The organism is Streptomyces sp. NPDC055287, from assembly GCF_053646035.1.
On record NZ_JBSHNE010000012.1, the window covers coordinates 223,248 to 241,382 of the forward strand.

An 18,135-nucleotide genomic window follows, 5' to 3' on the forward strand; every position below is an offset into this window, starting at 1 on the left:
AATGGCAGCGTGCCTAACAAGAAGAAGAACCAGGTGACCGCCTCGCCCGAGCGGCGCCGCGAACTCCTCGACACGGCAGCCGAGGTGTTCGCCGCCCAGGGCTACAACGCCACCACGGTCCGCAAGATCGCGGACGCGGCGGGCATGCTCGCGGGCAGCCTCTACTACCACTTCGATTCCAAGGAATCGATGCTCGACGAGATCCTCTCGACCTTCCTGGACGAGCTGTGGGAGGGGTACGACGCCGTGCTCGCGGCCGGGCTCGGACCGAGGGAGACCATCGAGGCGCTCGTCACCGAGTCCTTCCGCGAGATCGACCGGCACCGGGCGGCCGTCGCGATCTACCAGAAGGAGTCCAGGCACCTGTCGGCGCAGCCCCGTTTCCACTACCTCGCCGACTCGCAGCAGAAGTTCGAGAAGGCGTGGCTCGGCACACTGGAACGCGGGGTCGCGGCGCGGGTCTTCCGCGCCGACCTCGACATCCGGCTCACGTACCGCTTCGTCCGCGACACCGTCTGGGTCGCCGCGTCCTGGTACCGGCCGGGCGGCCTGCACAGTCCCGACGAGATCGCCCGTCAGTACCTGTCGATGGTCCTGGACGGAGTCGCTCTGCGTACGTGAACCGTTTGTTCGACGATCGTCAAACGAAGGAGCAGCTGCCATGACCGAGGCCTACATAGTCGAAGCGGTACGCACCCCTGTCGGCCGCCGCAAGGGAGGCCTCGCGGCCGTCCACCCGGCCGACCTCGGCGCGCACGTCCTCAAAGCCCTCGTCGCCCGCTCCGGCATCGACCCGGCAGCGGTCGAGGACGTCGTCTTCGGCTGCCTGGACACGGTCGGGCCGCAGGCCGGTGACATCGCCCGTACGGCGTGGCTGGCGGCCGGACTGCCCGAGGAAGTGCCGGGAGTCACGATCGACCGCCAGTGCGGCTCCTCGCAGCAGGCGGTGCACTTCGCGGCGCAGGGCGTGATGTCGGGGACGCAGGACCTGGTGGTCGCCGGCGGCACGCAGAACATGACGCAGATCCCGATCGCCTTCGCGTCCCGCCGGGCGGCGGAACCCCTGGGCCTCACGGAGGGCCCGTTCGCGGGATCGGAGGGCTGGCGCGCCCGGTACGGCTCACTGCCGGTGAACCAGTTCCACGGGGCGCAGCTGATCGCCGAGAAGTGGGGCATCTCGCGGCTCGACATGGAGGAGTTCGCCCTCCTGTCGCACCAGCGGGCGGTGCGCGCGATCGACGCGGGCCGCTTCGAGCGCGAGACGGTGGCGTACGGCGACGTGACGGCCGACGAGGGCCCGCGGCGCGACACCACGCTGGAGAAGATGGCGGGGCTGAAAGCGGTTCTGGAGGGCGGCACGATCACGGCGGCGTGCTCGTCGCAGGTCTCTGACGGGGCGGCGGCGCTGCTGATCGCGTCCGGACGCGCGGTCGCGGAACACGGGCTGACGCCGCGCGCGCGTATCCACCATCTGTCGGTGCGGGGTGAGGACCCGATCCGGATGCTGTCCGCTCCGATTCCGGCGACGGCGTACGCGCTGAAGAAGGCCGGCATGACGATCGACGACATCGACCTGGTCGAGATCAACGAGGCCTTCGCCCCTGTCGTGCTCGCCTGGCTGAAGGAAACGGGCGCGGACCCCGCCCGCGTGAACGTCAACGGCGGCGCCATCGCGCTGGGTCACCCCTTGGGGGCGACCGGCGCCAAGCTGATGACGACGCTGCTGCACGAACTGGAGCGTACGGGGGGCCGGTTCGGCCTCCAGACGATGTGCGAGGGCGGCGGCCAGGCGAACGTCACGATCATCGAACGCCTCTGAGGGCGACCACAACCGCGACCGTGCGGCCGATCGCGACCATCCGTCGGCCGCGCCCGACCGCCCCCGGCCGACCGCGACCACCCGTATCGGCCGCGCCCGACCGCCTGCGCTGCCCTTACCGGCCCGATGTGAAGCCCAGCAGTACGCCCGCCGAGACCTCCACCATGCCCGGGGCCAGGTCGCCCTCCGAGGCGCCGCCGCCGGAGCCGCGGCCGCAGTGGCCCGGAACTCGTACGACTCGGGGTCCACGTCCTGGATGTGCACCACCGGGCCGAGCGACGCCCCGGCCGCCTCCGCGTAGACCTCCGCCTTGCGGCGGGCCGCGGCCACCGCCCTGCGCCGGGCCTCGTCGCGCATCGCGGGCTTGTCGCGGACGTCGAAGTCGACGCCGTCGACCCGGTTGGCGCCGGCGGCCACCGCGTCCACGATGAGCTGCTGCAGCCCGTCGATATCCGTCGACTCGACCACGTAGGAGGTCCGGCAGCTCCAGCCGTATCGCGGCTGGTCCGACGAGGAGTGGGACGCGGCGCGCGGACGACTGGTGGACCGGGGACTGCTGAGCGAGGACGGCACGGCGACGGAAGCGGGGTGCCCGGATTCTGCGGCCCGGCAGGGCTGGAACGCGTCACCGCGTACGACGATCTTCCGGTGGCCAAGGGGTGGTGCTCCGGCGCCATCGTGTTAGAGTGGGCGAGTTGCAGTTTTGGTACCCATAAACATTATGTGCGCCTGACGGGAATGCTTCCTCAGGCGCATTTTGTTTTCCGGTTCTCCGGATGGGGCTCATTGCGGCGACGTGGAATCCGTACAGTGCGGATTTCCGGATCTGCCCCAGTTTTTTAGGAGAATGACATGGCTACTGGAACCGTGAAGTGGTTCAACTCGGAAAAGGGCTTCGGCTTCATCGAGCAGGACGGCGGCGGCGCTGACGTCTTCGCCCACTACTCCAACATTGCCACCCAGGGCTTCCGTGAGCTCCAGGAGGGCCAGAAGGTCTCCTTCGACGTCACGCAGGGCCAGAAGGGCCCGCAGGCGGAGAACATCGTCCCGGCCTAATTCGCCGACGCGATACCTCGCTAGCCGGGGCCCGCACCGTGAAGGTGCGGGCCCCGGCTTGTGCTTGTTCCCAGGAAGGCAAAACCTGAATGACCCGCTCCGAACGCCCCGCCGCCGCCACCGCGCGCTCCGCGCGCCCCGTCCGCAATCGCTCCTCGCAGGCCGCTCGCGGCAAGGCCCCCGCAAAGGGTTCCGCCCGCCGTGCCGCGCCCGTACAGGGTGAATTCGCGATGCCGGAGACCATTACCCCGGCGCTGCCGGCCGTCGAGAACTTCGCCGATCTCGACATGCCCGCGGCCCTCCTGAAGACCCTGGCGGCCCAGGGTGTGACCGAGCCCTTCCCCATTCAGGGCGCGACCCTGCCGAACACGCTCGCGGGCCGCGACATCCTCGGCCGCGGACGCACCGGTTCCGGCAAGACGCTCGCCTTCGGCCTCGGACTGCTCGCCCGCACCGCCGGCCGCCGCTCCGAGCCGCGCGCGCCGCTCGCACTGGTCCTGGTGCCCACGCGCGAGCTGGCGCAGCAGGTCACCGACGCGCTCACGCCGTACGCCACCGCGGTGAACCTGCGGATGGCCACGGTCGTCGGCGGCATGTCGATCACCAAGCAGGCGAACACGCTGCGGCGTGGCGCGGAGGTGCTCGTCGCCACCCCCGGCCGGCTGAAGGACCTCATCGAGCGCGGTGACGCGGACCTCGGCCAGGTGTCGATCACCGTCCTCGACGAGGCCGACCAGATGGCCGACATGGGCTTCCTTCCGCAGGTCACAGCGCTGCTGAAGCAAGTCGAGCCGGACGGGCAGCGGATGCTGTTCTCGGCGACGCTCGACCGCAACGTCGACCGGCTCGTACGGATGTTCCTGACCGATCCGGTGGTCCACTCCGTCGACCCGTCGGCGGGCGCGGTGACGACGATGGAGCACCACGTGCTGTACGTCGCCGACGAGACCGACAAGAAGGCCGTCGCCACGCGCATCGCCGCCCGCGACGGCCGGGTCATCCTCTTCGTGGACACCAAGCGCGCGGCCGACCGCTTCACCAAGCGGCTGCTGGCCAGCGGTGTGTACGCGGCGGCGCTGCACGGCGGCCGCTCGCAGCCGCAGCGCAACCGCACGCTCGACCAGTTCAAGACCGGGCAGGTCACCGCGCTGGTGGCGACCAATGTGGCGGCCCGGGGCATTCACGTCGACGACCTCGACCTGGTCGTCAACGTCGACCCGCCGACCGACCACAAGGACTACCTGCACCGGGGCGGCCGTACCGCCCGTGCGGGTGAGTCCGGCAGCGTCGTCACGCTGGTGCTCCCCGACGAGAAGCGCGAGATGACGCAGCTGATGTCGGCCGCCGGCATCGTCCCGCAGACCGCGCGGGTCAAGTCCAGCGACGACGAGCTGACCCGGATCACCGGTGCCCGCGAGCCTTCGGGCGTCGCCATCGTGATCGAGGTCCCGCAGCAGCAGCAGGCTTCCGCGAAGCCGAAGCGCCGTCCGCAGCAGAGCGGTGGGCGTGGTGGCGGCGCGAGCCGTGGCGGCGCGGGCGCCCGTGCGCAGGGTGGGGGCCGCACGCAGGGCGAGCGCGCCCAGGGTGGCGGCGGAGGCCGCGGTCAGGGCGAGCGGGCGCCGGGCGGTGCCGGTGGCCGTACGCAGGCCGGTGCCGGTGCCGGTGGTCGTGGTGGCGCAGGTGGCCGTGGACAGGCCGCCGGTGGCCGCGCGCAGGGTGAGCGTGCCGGTGCGCGGGCGCAGGGTGGCGGCCGGGCGGCGGCGCCGCAGGGCGAGCGCGCGCAGGCAGGTGGCGGTCGCGGGCGTGGCCGTGGCGGCCGCGCGCAGGGCGGCGGCCGGAGCGCTGCCGCGTAGGTCGGCCGGGCCGGACGGCTGAGCAGGGGGCGGCCGTCCCCTGCGGTCATGGACTCCACTCCACCCCTTTCCGCTCACAGCGGGAAGGGGTGGAGTGCGTGAATGAGCCGAGGCCGTTCACCCGCTAGTGGCGCAGCAGTGCCGACCGGAGTTGCGCGAGCGTACGGAAGTCCAGGCCCAGGCCCTTGGTGAGGTAACGGTCGAAGCCGCCGTACTCCGCCGCCGCCTGTTCCAGGGCCGAGTCCAGGTAATCCATCCGGACCTCCTGGAGCGGAATCAGGAGATCCGGATTCTGCATCGTCCCGGACTGCTTCAGCCCCTCACGCACCCTGGCGTCATGCGCCGCGCGGTACGTGTTCGACGCCAGATAGTCCCGCTCCGCCGTGCGCGACGGTACGCCGAGCGCCCGCAGCAGTACGTAACTCGTCCAGCCCGTACGGTCCTTGCCCGACGTGCAGTGGTACAGCAGCGGCGAACGGTGGTCGCTCCGGGCGATGTCCCGCAGCGTCTCGCCGAACCGGGCCCGGTTCTCCGGGTTCGTCACGAACGTACGGTAGACCTCCCGCATGAATGCCGCGGCTCTGCCGCCACCCAGCATCTCCTCCTGCTTCACCGGGTCCCTCGACCCGATGGCCGTCAGCAACTGTGCGAACAGCCCGTTGTCGGTGACCGGCCGGGACGTGGCCGTGAGGTCCGCCGGCAAGCGGTCCGTGCCGTCGTACTGGACCTCCGCGGGGACCCTGAAATCGACGACCTTCGTCAGGCCGAGCCGGCCGACGACGGCGACATCGGCCTCCGTGAGCTTGCTCAGCGCATCGGCCCGGTAGACCTTTCCGTAACGGACTTCCTTCCCGTCGTACGTGCGATGGCCGCCCAGGTCGCGGACGTTGATCGCGCCCTGGAGCGGGATATGGCGGATCGCTTCCGCCTGGGGGACGGTACTGGTCGTGATCGCGCCGACGGTGACGGCAGGGGCCACGGCCGAGGCGGGCAGGCAGCCGATCGCGAGGGCGGAGACGACCGCTCCGGTCGCCAGGCCGAGGCGGGTTCGGGCACGGCTCATCTGACAACTCCTGTGAGGAGGAGGGATCACCCTGGTGTCGGCAGGGTGCGGAGCTCAGCCATGGGTGCTCGGAATCGTTCGAGCGTTTCGTGCGCTTCGGCCATGACACGTGCAACCAGTTGCGCGCAGGACGGCAGATCGTCGATCAGACCCGCTACCTGTCCGGACGCCATCACCCCCGCATCGGTGCGGCCGTCGACCATGGACGCCTTCAACAGCATCGGGGTGTTGGCGGCCAGCAGGATCTGACTCCAGGTCAGGTCCTTGCCGTGCTTCATGGCCAGGCCGTCGCGGACCATCGCGGCCCAGCTCAGCCCGGAGATCCTCCTGAATCCGGCCGCGTGGCGCACCGCCCGTGCCAGCGTCTTCGCACGGCCCGCGGTCTCGAGCGAACTGACGAGCTCCGTACGGAGCATGCGGTGCGGGAGGCCGTCGACGGCCGAGGTGAGCGTGACGTCCCGTACGCCCGCCGCAAGGTAGCGGGCCTTGACCTCGTCCGGGACCGTCGAGTCGGAGGTGAGCAGGAAGCGGGTGCCCATCCCGATGCCCGCCGCGCCGTAAGCGAGCGCGGCGACCAGACCGCGCCCGTCGTAGAAGCCGCCCGCCGCGATCACGGGGATGCCGACGGCGTCGACGACCTGGGGGAGCAGCACCGAGGTCGCCACCTCTCCCGTGTGGCCGCCGCCCTCGCCGCCCTGCACCAAAACCGCGTCCGCGCCCCACGCCGCGACCTTCTCGGCGTGCCGGCGCGCGCCGATGGACGGGATGACCACGACACCCGCGTCCTTCAGCTCGGCTATGAGGTCCCTGGAGGGCGCGAGCGCGAAGGAGGCGACCTTCACGCCCTCGTCGATGATGATCCGTACCCGGGCCCGCGCATCGCCCGCGTCGGCGCGCAGGTTGACGCCGAAGGGCGCGTCCGTACGGGACCTGACCTCGCGCACGGCGTGCAGCAGCTGCTCGGTGGTCATCGTCGCCGAGGCGAGGATGCCGAGCGCGCCCGCGTTGGCGGACGCCGAGACGAGGCGGGGGCCCGCGACCCATCCCATACCGGTCTGGACGATGGGGTACTTGACGCCGGTGAGTGAGGTGAGCGCTGTCCGCATCAGGGCCGGACCTCCCTGTCGCGCAGCCCGTCCGGGTCGATGACCTCGCGGATCAGACGCAGTTCCTCGACGGAGGGCTCGCGGGTGTACGCGACCTCCGCCGGAACGGTGAGGGCGAAGCCGGTCGCCTCCTGGACCTGGGCGGCCGTCACGCCGGGGTGGACGGCGGCGAGGCGCATCGAGTGGTCGGGCGTGGTGAAGTCGAGGACGCCGAGGTCGGTGACGACGCGCGGGATGCGGTGGTAGCGGGTGGCGCTCGGTCCCGCGGCGGCCGCGCGGTCGTAGCCGACGCCGGACACCATGTCGACCTTGTCGACGAAGACGCGGGGCGAGTGCTTCGGCACCCAGTAACTCGTCGGGTTGTTGAGCGTGTTGACGGGGGCGCCGCGTACGCCGAGGAGCTGACGGGCGGGCTGCCGCCAGTCGCCGATGCAGGAGATGTTCTGGTTGCCGAAGCGGTCGATCTGGCTCGCGCCCATCATGACGTGGCGCCTGCCGCCGGTGACCATGGCGAGGTGCTGCCGGTACGGGAGCCAGCCCTCCGGCGTCCCGTCGACGCCGACCAGCAGGGCCTCGCCGTCGGTGAGGAGCAGGTCGGGGGAGAAGGTGCGCTTGGCGAGGCGGGCGCCGATGCCGGGGATCGTGCCCATGGGGCTGGCGAGGACCTCGCCGTTGTCGCGCCAGGCCTCGGCGCAGGCCACGACGCAGTACTCGGCGCGGGTGACGGGCACGGTGCCCGCTGTGGTGGTCACTTCTGCTCCTCGTGCCAGGCCTGTACGGCGGACTGGTAGGCCTTCTCGTCGCCGGACAGGAAGCGCTCGGCGAACTCCGGCCAGGGGGTGGCGGCGTACATCCGCTGGAAGGCCTCGTCGCGGCCGTGGTCGGGGGCGCAGGAAGTGAAGTGCGCGCCGTTCGGTGTCCCGATGACACCGGTGACGTAGTGGCGCTTGAGGAGGAGGCTCTGCGGCGGCGCCTCCTTCGTCAGCTCCGCCGTCTCGACCACCTGCTCGCAGGAGACGTACGCCGCGTCGGCGGCCTCGCAGAAGAGGTCGTCGAAGTACGGGTCGGGGCCGAGGTACTGGCCGTTGCCGAGCCGGTCGGCGCGGTTCATGTGCACCAGCGCGGCGTCCAGGCGCAGGGCGGGCACGGCGACGAGCTCCTCCCCGTCGTCGTACGGCGAAGTGACCGTACGCAGCGCCGGATTGACCCGCATCACGTCGGAGCCGATGCCCGCGCGGACCGGCAGGAAGGGCAGCCGGTTGGCGGCCGCCCGCAGCCCCCACATGAACATCGCCTCGTCGATCTCGGTGAGCTCGAAGGCGGCGCTCTGGCGGGCCGTACGGAAATGCGGCTCCAGCGGGATCGAGTCGAGCGTGACGAAGGCGGTGACGAGCTTGCGGATCCGGCCGGCGGCGGCGAGGAGGCCGATGTCGGGGCCGCCGTAGGAGACGACCGTGAGATCGGTGATCTCCGTGCGGAGCAGTGCTCTGACCAGGGCCATGGGCTTCCGGCGTGAGCCCCAGCCCCCGATGCCCAGAGTCATGCCGCTGCGCAGCCGCGCCACGGCCTCGTCGGGCGTCATCGTCTTGTCGCTCACGGCCGGCTGCCTTCCTGGTCGGAGGTGTCGCCGGCGGTGTTGCCGAAGGTGCCGCGGACGCGGTCGGCGACGCCGCTGAGGCCGGCCTCGAAAGTGAAGCCCTGCTCGAAGCGGTAGCTGCGGCGTACGTCCACGGGGTCGATCCCGTTGATGGCGGCCTTGGCCAGCCGGATCAGGCTGCCGTCCTTCCGTGCGATCTCGCGCGCGAGGGCGAGGGCTTCGCCGAGCAGTTCGGCGCGCGGCACCACCTTCCAGACCGAGCCGTGGGCGTGCAGTTCGGCGGCGGTAACGGTGCGCGAGGTGTAGTACAGCGCGCGCATCAGGTGCTGCGGGACGAGGCGTGCGAGGTGGGTGGCGGCGCCGAGCGCGCCCCGGTCAAGCTCGGGCAGGCCGAAGGTGGCGTCGTCGGACGCGACGATCGCGTCGGCGTTGCCGGCGAGGCCGATGCCGCCGCCGAGACAGTGGCCGCCCACCGCTGCGACGACGGGCACCTCGCACTCGTAGACGGCGGCGAACGCCTCGGCGCAGCCGCGGTTCGCGCCGATGAGGGAGGCGTGGCCGGCGTCCCGCTGCAACTCCTTGATGTCTACCCCGGCGTTGAAGCCGCGGCCCTCGGCGGCGAGGACGACGCAGCGGACGTCGGGGTCGCGGCCGGCGCCGCGCAGGGCGTGGGCCAGGTCGTACCAGCCCTGCACCGGGAGGGCGTTGACCGGCGGGAAGTGGACCGTCACGACGGAAATGCCCTTGTCGTCCGGGCTTGCGGTGGAGACACCCATGAGCGGATCAGCTACCTTTCCACCAAACATTTGTTAGGTGGGAAGGTAGCAGCGAATGGAACTGAACGGGAGGGTCGCCGTCGTCACCGGCGGCACGCGCGGCGTCGGCGCCGGCATCGCTCGCGCGTTCCTGGCGGCGGGGGCGCGGGTGGTCGTCTGTGCGCGCCGCCCGCCGGAGAAGGCGGTGGAATCGGGGGGCCGCGAGGCGGAGTTCCGGCCGCTCGACGTGCGGGACGGGGTGGCCGTCCGGGAGTTCTTCGCGGGCGTCGTGGCGACGTACGGACGGCTGGACGTTCTGGTCAACAACGCGGGCGGGACGCCGTACCGGCTGCTGGGAGAGGCCGAGGCCGCCCGCCACGCGCGGGTCGTGGAACTCAACCTGACCGCACCGATGACGACCTCACTGGCGGCGTACGAGCACCTTCGGGCGACCGGGGGATCGGTCGTGATGATCGGCAGTGTCAGCGGGACCAGGCCTTCGCCGGGGACGGCGGCGTACGGCGCGGCCAAGGCGGGGCTGGAGAACCTGGCCAGGTCGATGGCGGTGGAGTGGGCGCCCGGCGTACGGGTGAACACGCTGGTCCTCGGCATGGTCCGCACCGAGCTGTCGCATCTGCACTACGGCGACGAGGCCGGCGTCGCGGCCGTCGGCCGGACGGTCCCGGCGGGCCGGCTCGCGGAGCCCGGCGAGATCGGCGAATTGGCCGTCTTCCTGGCCTCCGGGCGGGCGGCGTACGTGAACGGCGCGTCCCTCCTCGTGCACGGCGGAGGGGAGCGCCCGGCCTTCCTCGACGCGGCGACCGTCAACAGCCGGAGCCGGACGTGAGCGGCGGGCCGTCGGCGGCCGGCTCCCGTAGCCCGAGGCCATAGCCAGTGGCCAGTAGCCAGAGGTCGGCAGCGAGCAGCCAACAGCCAGAGGAGAAGCGAAATGACCAGGACCGGTAGCGGAATCTGTGACGGACGAGTCGTCGCCGTCACGGGCGCGGGGCGGGGGCTGGGCAGGGCCCATGCCCTGGCCTTCGCGGCGGAGGGCGGGAAGGTGGTCGTCAACGACCTGGGGGTCGGGCCCGACGGCGCGGGAGCGTCGGCGGGCCCCGCGCAGCGGGTGGTGGAGGAGATCGTCGCGGCAGGGGGCGAGGCGGTGGCTCACAGCGGGGACATCGCGACGGCGGAGGGCGCGGCGTCGCTGGCCGCCGCGGCGGTCGAGACGTACGGGCGGCTCGACACCCTCGTCAACAACGCCGGTTTCCTGCGGGACCGCATGCTGGTCAACCTGGACGAGGACGACTGGGACGCGGTCGTGCGCGTACACCTGAAGGGGCACTTCCTGCCGCTCAAGTACGCCGCGCGGTACTGGCGTGAGGAGGCGAAGGCGGGGCGGGAGGTGGCGGCCCGTGTCGTCAACACGAGCTCGGGGGCGGGGCTCCTGGGGAGTGTGGGGCAGGGCAATTACTCGGCCGCGAAGGCGGGGATCGTCGGGCTGACGCTGGTCGCCGCGGAGGAGATGGGCCGGTACGGCGTCCAGGTCAACGCGATCGCACCGGCCGCCCGTACCCGCATGACGGAGCGGACCTTCGCCGAGACGATGGCGGCGCCGGGCGCGTTCGACGCGTTCGACGCGATGGCACCGGAGAACGTCTCGCCGCTGGTGGTGTGGCTCGGTTCGGCGGCGTCGGCCGGAGTCACCGGCCGGGTCTTCGAAGCAGAAGGGGGCCGCATCACGGTCATGGAGGGCTGGCGCCCAGGTCCCACGGCGGACAAGGGCGCACGATGGACCCCGTCCGAGGCGGGGGAGGCGGCAGCGAAGCTCGTGGCGGAATCGGCTACGCCGGGTGGGGTGTACGGGGCGCGAGAGTAGGGCGGTGGGGAACGGCCGAAGGGGCGCGGGGGCAGGCGGTGGGGCCGAATGTGCACGGAGGCAGGGGCGGTGGGGAACGGCCGAAAAGCCGTGGCGGTAGGGCGGCGGGGCAGGTGATGAACGCGCCTACCGGTAGCGCGGCGGCGTCCGTTCCAGTCGGCGCCTCACCGTCACGTCCTCCACGTACTCCAGCGCTTCGACCGCCGTCGCGTACGCGTAGCCCTCCGGGTCTCCGTCCCGCAGCAGCCGCTCCAGCGCCGCGACCGCCCGGGCGTCCCCGCGCACCGTCAGACCGCGTGCCGCCTCCGCAGCCGTGTCGGGGTCGGGGTCCTCCAGGCGGTCCGCCAGTGCCTCACGGATCTCCGGTGTATCGGCGTCGAGACCGGCGAGCGCCAGTGTCGCCCAGTCGCGCACCTCGGCGTCCGGGTCGCGGCTGAGCGCGACCAGCGCCGCCGCACCCTCCCGGTTACCGGCGGGGACGAGCCCGATGAGGGAGAGGGCCACCCGGTGACGTACATCGGCGTCGGGGTGACCTGCGTGGCGCAGGATTTCGGGCAGGGCCGCGGGATCACCGTGGTGCCCCAGCGCCAGCACAGCCGCCTGCGCCAGCTCCGCATCGGTTTCCCCCGCTTGCCGCGCCAGCTCCCGAAGAAGCGGCAGGGCACGCGCGGTGAACGCGTTCCCGCCCTGCTCGGAGCCGAGCTGCGCCAGTACGTCGGCGGCGAACGCCTGCCGCAGCGGATCACCGCTCGCACACCACGCGGCCGCCGCCTGGAACGTCTCCTCGTCGCCGCGCCGCCACAGCGCCGCCACCGACTCCATCCACTCGTCCCGGCCCGGATCGCCGCCCCCCAGGGCCCGCACGGCGAGCTCCTCGAAGGGCGTACGGATTCCCAGCCGTTCCTCCAGGAGAGTGGCGATCGCGGCGTGCCCGGTCTGCTGCTCGGTGCCGGCCGACGGCTTGCCGTCCCGCAGCAGCTCGACGACGACGGTCACTCCACCGTCCTCCTCGATGCGGCTGGTGACGGTCTCGGGCCGCTCCGCGCCGTCGCCGAAGGTCTCCAGCAACCCCGCCCGCAGTTCCTCCTCGACATCCACTTCGAGCCAGTGCCGTGTCTCTTCGAGCGCTTCCTGCCACCCGGAGGCGCCGTGCCGCAGAAGGGTCCGTACGGTCTCGGTGGACCCGCGCCGCGCGGCGACCACCAGCGGCGACTCCGCCCCGGGAGCCGCGAGGCCGGGATCGGCGCCGTACTCCAGCAGCGCCTCGACGGTGTCGGCGTGCCCCTGGCGGACGGCCCAGGCCATCGCGGTGAACCCGAACTCCTCCCGCAGGTCGGGTGTCGCGCCCGCCGACAGCAGAGCCTCCACCACGTCCGTGTGGCCGCCCACCGCGGCGCCGCACAGCGGCAGGTCGCCGCCGTCCCGGCCGCTCGCCCGGTCGGGATCGGCGCCCGCCGCGAGCAGCAGCCGCACCATGCCGGGGCGGTTCTGCACGGACGCGGTGTAGAGCGCGGTCGCGCCCTCGTCGTCGGCGGCCTCGGCCGGTACGCCGGAGCGCAGCAGCCGTACGACGTCGTCGTCCCCGCCGCCGTACACCGCTTCGATCAGGGTCCGCGGACCCGCTGCCGGATCGTTCGTCATGTCTCGACCCTACGTGTGCGTGTTCAGGTGTCGCACTCGAGAATCGTCCGGCACAGCGCGCAGCGCGCCCGTACCCGGCCGCGCACGGGAACGCGGATGCGCTGCTGGCACGTGGGACACGGGAACGACACGCGCAGCGTCTCGCGGCCGCCTCCCTCGAAGGCGTACGACGAGGAACCGGGGTCCGTACGGCTGCCGTTCTCCTGTGCGTACCGGCGCTCCTTGGCGTACCGCCGACGGCCCGCCCAGCCCGCGGCGGTCAGCGGCGGCTGCTGCTCGTCGTGGCGGGCCTGCGCGAGGCCCTTGGTGTACGCCGTGTAGGCCTGCGCGCTGGTGAACCAGGGCGCAGGGTCCTCGCCGAAGGCGATCGCGCGCTTCGCGAGGACGTACCCGAACTCCTCCGGGGTGAGGTAGCCGAGCTTCTGGCTCGACGCGCCGTCCTCGCGGTACGCGTCGAGCAGCAGCCAGCCCGCCCCGAGGTACGTCGTCACGGTGTCGGTGAGGATCTCGTTGTCCCGGGTGCCGGCGAAGGCGAGGCCGAGCCGGTGCAGCAGCACATGGGTGATCTCGTGGGCGAGGGCGGCCCCGATGTCGTTGCGGTGGGTCCTGAAGCGCGCGTTGAGCTCGATGAAGTACTCCGGACCCGCCGCCAGCTCCACGCTCGCGGCGTGCTCCATCTCGCGGAAGCTCACGATCACGCGGGCGTCCGGCAGGCGCAGGTGGTGGACGAGGACGCGGGCCACGCGCTGGGCACCGAGGTGGAGATCGTCCTGGTCGGAGAAGGCCACATCGGCGGGGAAGACGCTCGGGGCGTACGAGTGCACGCCGTCGTACGAGAGCCGTTTGTGGAGCGCGGCGAGGGCGGACCGCACGGTCGTCAGATGCGGATAGCCGTGCACGACCTCGCTCCCGCTGGTCACCTCGGCACTCACCCCCACAGGTCTGGGCACGACGGCGAACAGCTCCCACTGTAGGCGGATCCGGCGGACCGGACGGGCTGCGGCGGGTCGGGGCGGCCTCCCGCGGGCCCCCGGGGACGCGGGTGGCACCGGTGGGGTGTGAGGGGTGGCTGAATTGCCTCCCTTGTCGGAAGGGCGGAGCGCTCCACATAATCCATCAACGCTTTGACGGGCGCATGCCATCTTTCGGTGGTGTGCGTGCTGTCCGTCGTGCGTGTGCACAGCAACCCCCCACGATTTCCCACGAGAGGCAGTTCGTTGAAGAACCTTCTGCGTGCCTTCAAGAGATGTGCCGCCGCCGGCGCAGTGATCCTCGCCGCGGTCAGCATCCAGCCCGTCGCCGCGTCCGCGGCCTCCGCCGCGACGCCACCGGTCGTCGGCGGAACCCGCGCCGCCCAGGGCGAGTTCCCGTTCATGGTCCGGCTTTCGATGGGCTGCGGCGGCTCGCTCTACGCCAAGGACATCGTCCTGACCGCCGCCCACTGCGTGAACGGATCCGGCAACAACACGAGCATCACCGCCACCGCCGGTGTCGTCGACCTGCAGAGCTCCAGCGCCATCAAGGTCAAGTCCACCAAGGTCCTCCAAGCCCCCGGCTACAACGGAACGGGCAAGGACTGGGCGCTGATCAAGCTCGCCAAGCCGATCGACCTGCCCACCCTGAAGATCGCCGACACGACGGCGTACAACAGCGGCACCTTCACCGTCGCCGGCTGGGGCGCGGCCACCGAGGGCGGCGGCCAGCAGCGCTACCTCCGCAAGGCCCAGGTCCCCTTCGTCTCCGACGCCAGCTGCAAGCGTTCGTACTCCGACCTGGTGGCGGGCGAGGAAATCTGCGCCGGCTTCACCGAGGGCGGTGTCGACACCTGCCAGGGCGACTCGGGCGGCCCGATGTTTCGCAGGGACAACACCAACGCCTGGATACAGGTCGGGATAGTCAGCTGGGGCAATGGCTGCGCCCGTCCCAACTACCCCGGCGTATACACCGAGGTGTCGACCTTCGCCGCCACCATCAAGTCGGCTGCCGCGGGTCTCTGACCTCGACTGTGAGCCACCTCTGAACGCGCTTCGACGGGCGGGTGCTGGACGCGTTAGTCCAACACCCGCCCCTCCTTTGTCCATGGGCGCACTCGCCTCTCGCGGCGCATGTTGGCGTGCACACCATGCCGTCGAGCGACAGGAGAGCGCGCGTGCACGCAACTGACCCCGGACCGAGCCGCAGGGCCGTGGTGACCGCCACCGCCGCCACCGCCGCCACCGTGCTGGCGGGCGCGGGCCCGGCCGTCGCCGGACCCGCCACCGCCGCCCCGGCGGCCGAGGGCGAGAGAGTCCTGCGCTCCCGCGAACTGGAGGTGCGCGTCGACCCGCGCTTCCCGCGCATCGTGTCGTACACCGACCGCGCGACGGGTGCCATGCTCCACGGGCAGGAGGACCCGGTCACCTCCGTGCTGATCGACGGAACGGCCCGTACGCCCGAAGTGACCGCCCGCGCGGGACGCGACACGGCGGAGTACACCCTGGCCTTCGACGGCGGAACCGAGATCCACGTGGAAATCCGCGTCACCGGCCGACAGGTCCACTGGCGCGTCACGAAGCTCGCCGACACCGCCGCACTGCGCGTCGGCACCCTTCAGATCCCCTCGCTCGCCTTCCTGTCGGTACGAAGCGACCAGCCCGGCGCCACGCTGCTCGCCGCACGCATCCAGCTCGACAGGGCCAAGAGCGGCGACACCCTCGTCGAGCCCGCACCGGACACCGTCCCGGACGCCGCGCCGCTCGGCTGCGCGTACGCCGTCGTCGCCCACGACCGGCTCGGCGGCGCCGTCGAGACCAACACGTCGTACGACGAGCCCGACAGCGCGGCAGGCACCACCTGGGAGAACGGGCGGCTGTGGCGGCAGACCGTCGAGCGGGACGGTTACGTCAAGGTGCAGCTGTCCTGCGGCCAGTGGACGCACCGCGCCGCGACCGCTCCCGTGAACGCCACCGAACCGCTCCCGTACGCCACTGTCGTCATCACCGGTGACCGCAACGGCGACGGCGCCGTGGACTGGCAGGACGCCGCCATCGCCTTCCGCGACATCATGGTGAACCCGCTCGGCGCGGACGAGCAGCACCTGCGTGTCGTCCCGCACATCCCCTTCAACTTCGCCAGCCAGGCCACCAACCCGTTCCTCGCGACGCTCGACAACGTCAAACGCGTCTCCCTCGCGACGGACGGACTGCGCCAGTACACGCTCCTCAAGGGCTATCAGTCGGAGGGACACGACTCCGCCCACCCCGACTACGCCGGCAACCACAACAAGCGCGCGGGCGGCCTGGGCGACCTCAACACCCTGGTGCGCGAAGGACGCTTCTGGGGAAGCGATTTCGGCGTTCACGTGAACGCCACGGAGTCGTACCCCGTCGCGAAGGCGTTCTCCGAAACGCTCGTCGACAAGAGCAACGAACAGTGGGACTGGCTGGACCAGAGCTACCGCATCGACCAGCGGCGCGACCTCGTGTCCGGCGACATCATCAAGCGTTTCCAGGACCTGCGGGACGAGACGGACCCCGCCCTGAACATGCTCTACATCGACGTCTTCAGGGAATCCGGCTGGACCTCGGACCGGCTGCAGCGCGCCCTGCGCGAACAGGGCTGGCAGGTCACCACCGAATGGGGACACGGCCTGGAACGCTCTGCCCTGTGGTCGCACTGGGCCACGGAGACCGACTACGGCGGCGACACCTCGCGCGGCATCAACTCCCAGCTGATCCGCTTCATCCGCAACCACCAGAAGGACGTCTTCGCCGACAAGTGGCCGACCCTCCTCGGCATCCCGCGCACCGGGAACTTCGAGGGCTGGGTCAACAAGACCGACTGGAACACCTTCTACCAGCAGATCTGGACCGACAGCCTGCCCGCCAAGTATCTCCAGGCGTACCCGGTCAAGACCTGGGGCGCGCACGAGATCACCTTCTTCGGCCCCACCAGGACGTCGGTGAGCGACGCGGACGGTACCCGCCGCATCACGACCGACGGACGGACCGTGTACGACGCGGGGCGCTACCTGCTGCCCTGGGAGCCGCGCGAGGCCACCGACCCCGACAAGCTGTACCACTACAACCCGGCGGGCGGCAGCAGCGGCTGGCGGCTCCCGCGCGGCTGGGCGGGCGCGTCGACGGTGGTGCTCTACAAGCTCACCGACCAGGGGCGGGAGTACGTCCGAGAGGTGCCCGTCCGCTCCGGAAGGGTCACCGTCGACGCCGAGGCGAAGCAGCCGTACGTCGTCCACCGCACCCGGGTCCCGGCGGCCGCCGACCCGCACTGGGGCGAGGCCACACCGGTTCACGACCCGGGCTTCAACTCCGGTTCCCTGGGCGGGTGGACCGTCAGCGGGCCGGCCTCCGTCGAGCTGAGCGCGACCGGCGACTACGAGCTGGTCGTCGGCGCGGGCGGGGCCGCCGCCGTGGGCCAGCGCCTCGCGCGCCTCGCACCGGGGACGTACGCCGCGTCCGTGCAGGTCGAAATCGGAGCGCAGGCGGGGGAGCGGCGGCGCGCGGCGCTCACCGTACGCACCGCCGACGGGGCCACGGCCGAGAACTGGACGGACTCCTCCACAGCCGTCAACCTCGTCGCCGCCGACCGCAAGCACGACACCCGCTTCCAGCGGATGTTCACGTACTTCACCGTGCCGGACGGCGGCGGCAGGGTGGACCTCACCCTGCGGGCCGAGGCGGGCGACGCACGCGTGCGCTTCGACAACGTACGGATCGTTCCCGCGAAGCGAAGCACGAAGCCGGGAACGGTCGCCTACGAGGACTTCGAGAACGTGCCGCAAGGATGGGGTGTTTTCGTCAAGGGCGACGCGGGCGGCTCCACCGACCCACGCACCCACATCGCGCAGCGGCACGCCCCCTTCACCCAGCGCGGCTGGAACGGCAAGGCGATCGACGACGTCATCGACGGTTCCGAATCGCTCAAGTCGCGGGGCGAGAACGACGGCCTCGTCCACCGGACCGTCCAGCACACCGTCCGTTTCGAGCCGGGCAGGCGGTACCGCGTCTCCTTCCGCTACGAGAACGAGAAGGCCGGGCAGTACGCGTGGGTCACCGGTGTCGACGAACCTGCCACCAGGGAACTCGACCGCAGGGCGCTGCCCGTCGCCACGGAACCGACCCTGCTGAGCTACGAGTTCACGGCGCCCGCCAGGGGCGAGACGTGGGTCGGCCTGCGCAAGACGGGTGACGACGGCACGGCGGAGTTCGTCCTCGACGCCTTCGAGGTCCGGGAGGTGTAAGGGGCAATGCCAGGGAGGGTCGGTCCTTACTACGGACGCTGTTGGTTAATTCGGCCCTTGCTGTGCCCCGCCGAGCGTCAGCTCGGCGGGGCACAGCGCTGCGAAGTGGCTGGTGCGGGTGAGGGCA

General features: G+C 71.5%; 15 protein-coding genes and 2 pseudogenes. 9 read left to right on the forward strand and 8 right to left on the reverse strand.

Going from position 1 to position 18,135, the window contains the following annotated elements; translation table 11 throughout:
- Positions 1-9: 9 nt before the first annotated feature.
- Both ACWIHY_RS21130 and ACWIHY_RS21135 read left to right on the forward strand, forming a co-directional pair.
- Positions 10-621 carry a TetR/AcrR family transcriptional regulator gene (locus ACWIHY_RS21130; protein WP_454377192.1) on the forward strand — a complete coding sequence of 204 codons (612 nt, stop codon included), beginning with the start codon at positions 10-12 and terminating at the stop codon, positions 619-621.
- A 40-nt stretch (positions 622-661) separates the two neighbouring features.
- A complete protein-coding gene (locus tag ACWIHY_RS21135) occupies positions 662-1,819 on the forward strand; it encodes an acetyl-CoA C-acetyltransferase (RefSeq protein ID WP_454377193.1) in 1,158 nt (385 codons plus the stop codon).
- A gap of 258 nt (positions 1,820-2,077) precedes the next feature.
- On the opposite strand, the pseudogene ACWIHY_RS21140 reads toward ACWIHY_RS21135, so the two are convergent.
- Positions 2,078-2,392: pseudogene (locus ACWIHY_RS21140) on the reverse strand (SIMPL domain-containing protein); the annotation flags it as partial.
- On the opposite strand from ACWIHY_RS21140, the pseudogene ACWIHY_RS21145 reads away from it, so the two are divergent.
- From ACWIHY_RS21145 to ACWIHY_RS21155, 3 genes and pseudogenes are all read left to right on the forward strand, one after another.
- Positions 2,349-2,504: pseudogene (locus ACWIHY_RS21145) on the forward strand (hypothetical protein); the annotation flags it as partial. The pseudogenes ACWIHY_RS21140 and ACWIHY_RS21145 sit on opposite strands and share 44 nt — an antisense overlap.
- Positions 2,505-2,671: 167 nt before the next feature.
- A complete protein-coding gene (locus tag ACWIHY_RS21150) occupies positions 2,672-2,875 on the forward strand; it encodes a cold-shock protein (protein WP_015607926.1) in 204 nt (67 codons plus the stop codon).
- A gap of 89 nt (positions 2,876-2,964) precedes the next feature.
- Positions 2,965-4,728, forward strand: coding sequence for a DEAD/DEAH box helicase (locus tag ACWIHY_RS21155; RefSeq protein ID WP_454377194.1), 1,764 nt, complete (start codon positions 2,965-2,967; stop codon positions 4,726-4,728).
- Positions 4,729-4,852: 124 nt separating this feature from the next.
- Here the strand turns inward: ACWIHY_RS21155 and ACWIHY_RS21160 are convergent, their stop codons facing one another.
- Genes ACWIHY_RS21160 through ACWIHY_RS21180 form a run of 5 tightly spaced genes read right to left on the reverse strand, consistent with a single transcriptional unit; the run spans position 4,853 to position 9,270 of the window.
- Complete coding sequence (locus ACWIHY_RS21160) at positions 4,853-5,791, reverse strand: tyrosine-protein phosphatase (RefSeq protein WP_454377195.1); 939 nt, start codon at positions 5,789-5,791, stop codon at positions 4,853-4,855.
- Positions 5,792-5,817: 26 nt separating this feature from the next.
- On the reverse strand, positions 5,818-6,897 hold the full coding sequence (locus tag ACWIHY_RS21165; RefSeq protein ID WP_454377196.1) for an NAD(P)H-dependent flavin oxidoreductase: 1,080 nt from the start codon (positions 6,895-6,897) through the stop codon (positions 5,818-5,820).
- Complete coding sequence (locus tag ACWIHY_RS21170) at positions 6,897-7,649, reverse strand: CoA-transferase subunit beta (RefSeq protein WP_454377197.1); 753 nt, start codon at positions 7,647-7,649, stop codon at positions 6,897-6,899. Before ACWIHY_RS21170 ends, ACWIHY_RS21165 begins: the two co-directional genes overlap by 1 nt.
- On the reverse strand, positions 7,646-8,494 hold the full coding sequence (locus ACWIHY_RS21175; RefSeq protein WP_454377198.1) for a CoA transferase subunit A: 849 nt from the start codon (positions 8,492-8,494) through the stop codon (positions 7,646-7,648). Before ACWIHY_RS21175 ends, ACWIHY_RS21170 begins: the two co-directional genes overlap by 4 nt.
- Complete coding sequence (locus ACWIHY_RS21180) at positions 8,491-9,270, reverse strand: enoyl-CoA hydratase family protein (protein WP_454377199.1); 780 nt, start codon at positions 9,268-9,270, stop codon at positions 8,491-8,493. The genes ACWIHY_RS21175 and ACWIHY_RS21180 overlap by 4 nt, the downstream gene beginning before the upstream one ends.
- 55 nt (positions 9,271-9,325) lie before the next feature.
- Here ACWIHY_RS21180 and ACWIHY_RS21185 point away from each other — a divergent pair, with 55 nt between their 5' ends.
- Positions 9,326-10,096 (forward strand): SDR family oxidoreductase, encoded by a 771-nt coding sequence (locus ACWIHY_RS21185; protein ID WP_454377200.1) that lies wholly within the window; start codon positions 9,326-9,328, stop codon positions 10,094-10,096.
- Between the two features lie 102 nt (positions 10,097-10,198).
- Entirely contained in the window at positions 10,199-11,128 is a 930-nt protein-coding gene (locus ACWIHY_RS21190; protein ID WP_454377201.1) for an SDR family oxidoreductase, read from the forward strand.
- Positions 11,129-11,254: 126 nt separating this feature from the next.
- On the opposite strand, the gene ACWIHY_RS21195 is transcribed toward ACWIHY_RS21190, so the two are convergent.
- Positions 11,255-12,769: an ankyrin repeat domain-containing protein gene (locus ACWIHY_RS21195; protein ID WP_454377202.1), complete on the reverse strand. Its 1,515-nt coding sequence runs from the start codon at positions 12,767-12,769 to the stop codon at positions 11,255-11,257.
- A gap of 23 nt (positions 12,770-12,792) precedes the next feature.
- The gene (locus tag ACWIHY_RS21200) at positions 12,793-13,689 is read right to left on the reverse strand and encodes a hypothetical protein (protein ID WP_454377216.1); all 897 of its coding nucleotides are present in this window, start codon (positions 13,687-13,689) and stop codon (positions 12,793-12,795) included.
- 297 nt (positions 13,690-13,986) lie between these two features.
- Between ACWIHY_RS21200 and ACWIHY_RS21205 the strand changes: the two genes are divergently transcribed.
- Both ACWIHY_RS21205 and ACWIHY_RS21210 read left to right on the forward strand, forming a co-directional pair.
- Positions 13,987-14,766, forward strand: a complete 780-nt coding sequence (locus ACWIHY_RS21205; protein ID WP_454377203.1) for a S1 family peptidase — start codon at positions 13,987-13,989, stop codon at positions 14,764-14,766.
- Positions 14,767-14,891: 125 nt separating this feature from the next.
- Positions 14,892-18,008 (forward strand): endo-alpha-N-acetylgalactosaminidase family protein, encoded by a 3,117-nt coding sequence (locus ACWIHY_RS21210; RefSeq protein ID WP_454377204.1) that lies wholly within the window; start codon positions 14,892-14,894, stop codon positions 18,006-18,008.
- Positions 18,009-18,135: the final 127 nt, after the last annotated feature.

What these genes read in the sequence shown, in the direction of transcription:
- ACWIHY_RS21135 (WP_454377193.1), top strand. Translation starts at nt 662, where the DNA reads ATGACCGAGGCCTACATAGTCGAAGCGGTACGCACCCCTGTCGGCCGC.
- ACWIHY_RS21150 (WP_015607926.1), top strand. Translation starts at nt 2,672, where the DNA reads ATGGCTACTGGAACCGTGAAGTGGTTCAACTCGGAAAAGGGCTTCGGC.
- ACWIHY_RS21155 (WP_454377194.1), top strand. Translation starts at nt 2,965, where the DNA reads ATGACCCGCTCCGAACGCCCCGCCGCCGCCACCGCGCGCTCCGCGCGC.
- ACWIHY_RS21160 (WP_454377195.1), bottom strand. Translation starts at nt 5,791, where the DNA reads ATGAGCCGTGCCCGAACCCGCCTCGGCCTGGCGACCGGAGCGGTCGTC.
- ACWIHY_RS21165 (WP_454377196.1), bottom strand. Translation starts at nt 6,897, where the DNA reads ATGCGGACAGCGCTCACCTCACTCACCGGCGTCAAGTACCCCATCGTC.
- ACWIHY_RS21180 (WP_454377199.1), bottom strand. Translation starts at nt 9,270, where the DNA reads ATGGGTGTCTCCACCGCAAGCCCGGACGACAAGGGCATTTCCGTCGTG.
- ACWIHY_RS21185 (WP_454377200.1), top strand. Translation starts at nt 9,326, where the DNA reads ATGGAACTGAACGGGAGGGTCGCCGTCGTCACCGGCGGCACGCGCGGC.
- ACWIHY_RS21190 (WP_454377201.1), top strand. Translation starts at nt 10,199, where the DNA reads ATGACCAGGACCGGTAGCGGAATCTGTGACGGACGAGTCGTCGCCGTC.
- ACWIHY_RS21195 (WP_454377202.1), bottom strand. Translation starts at nt 12,769, where the DNA reads ATGACGAACGATCCGGCAGCGGGTCCGCGGACCCTGATCGAAGCGGTG.
- ACWIHY_RS21210 (WP_454377204.1), top strand. Translation starts at nt 14,892, where the DNA reads ATGCCGTCGAGCGACAGGAGAGCGCGCGTGCACGCAACTGACCCCGGA.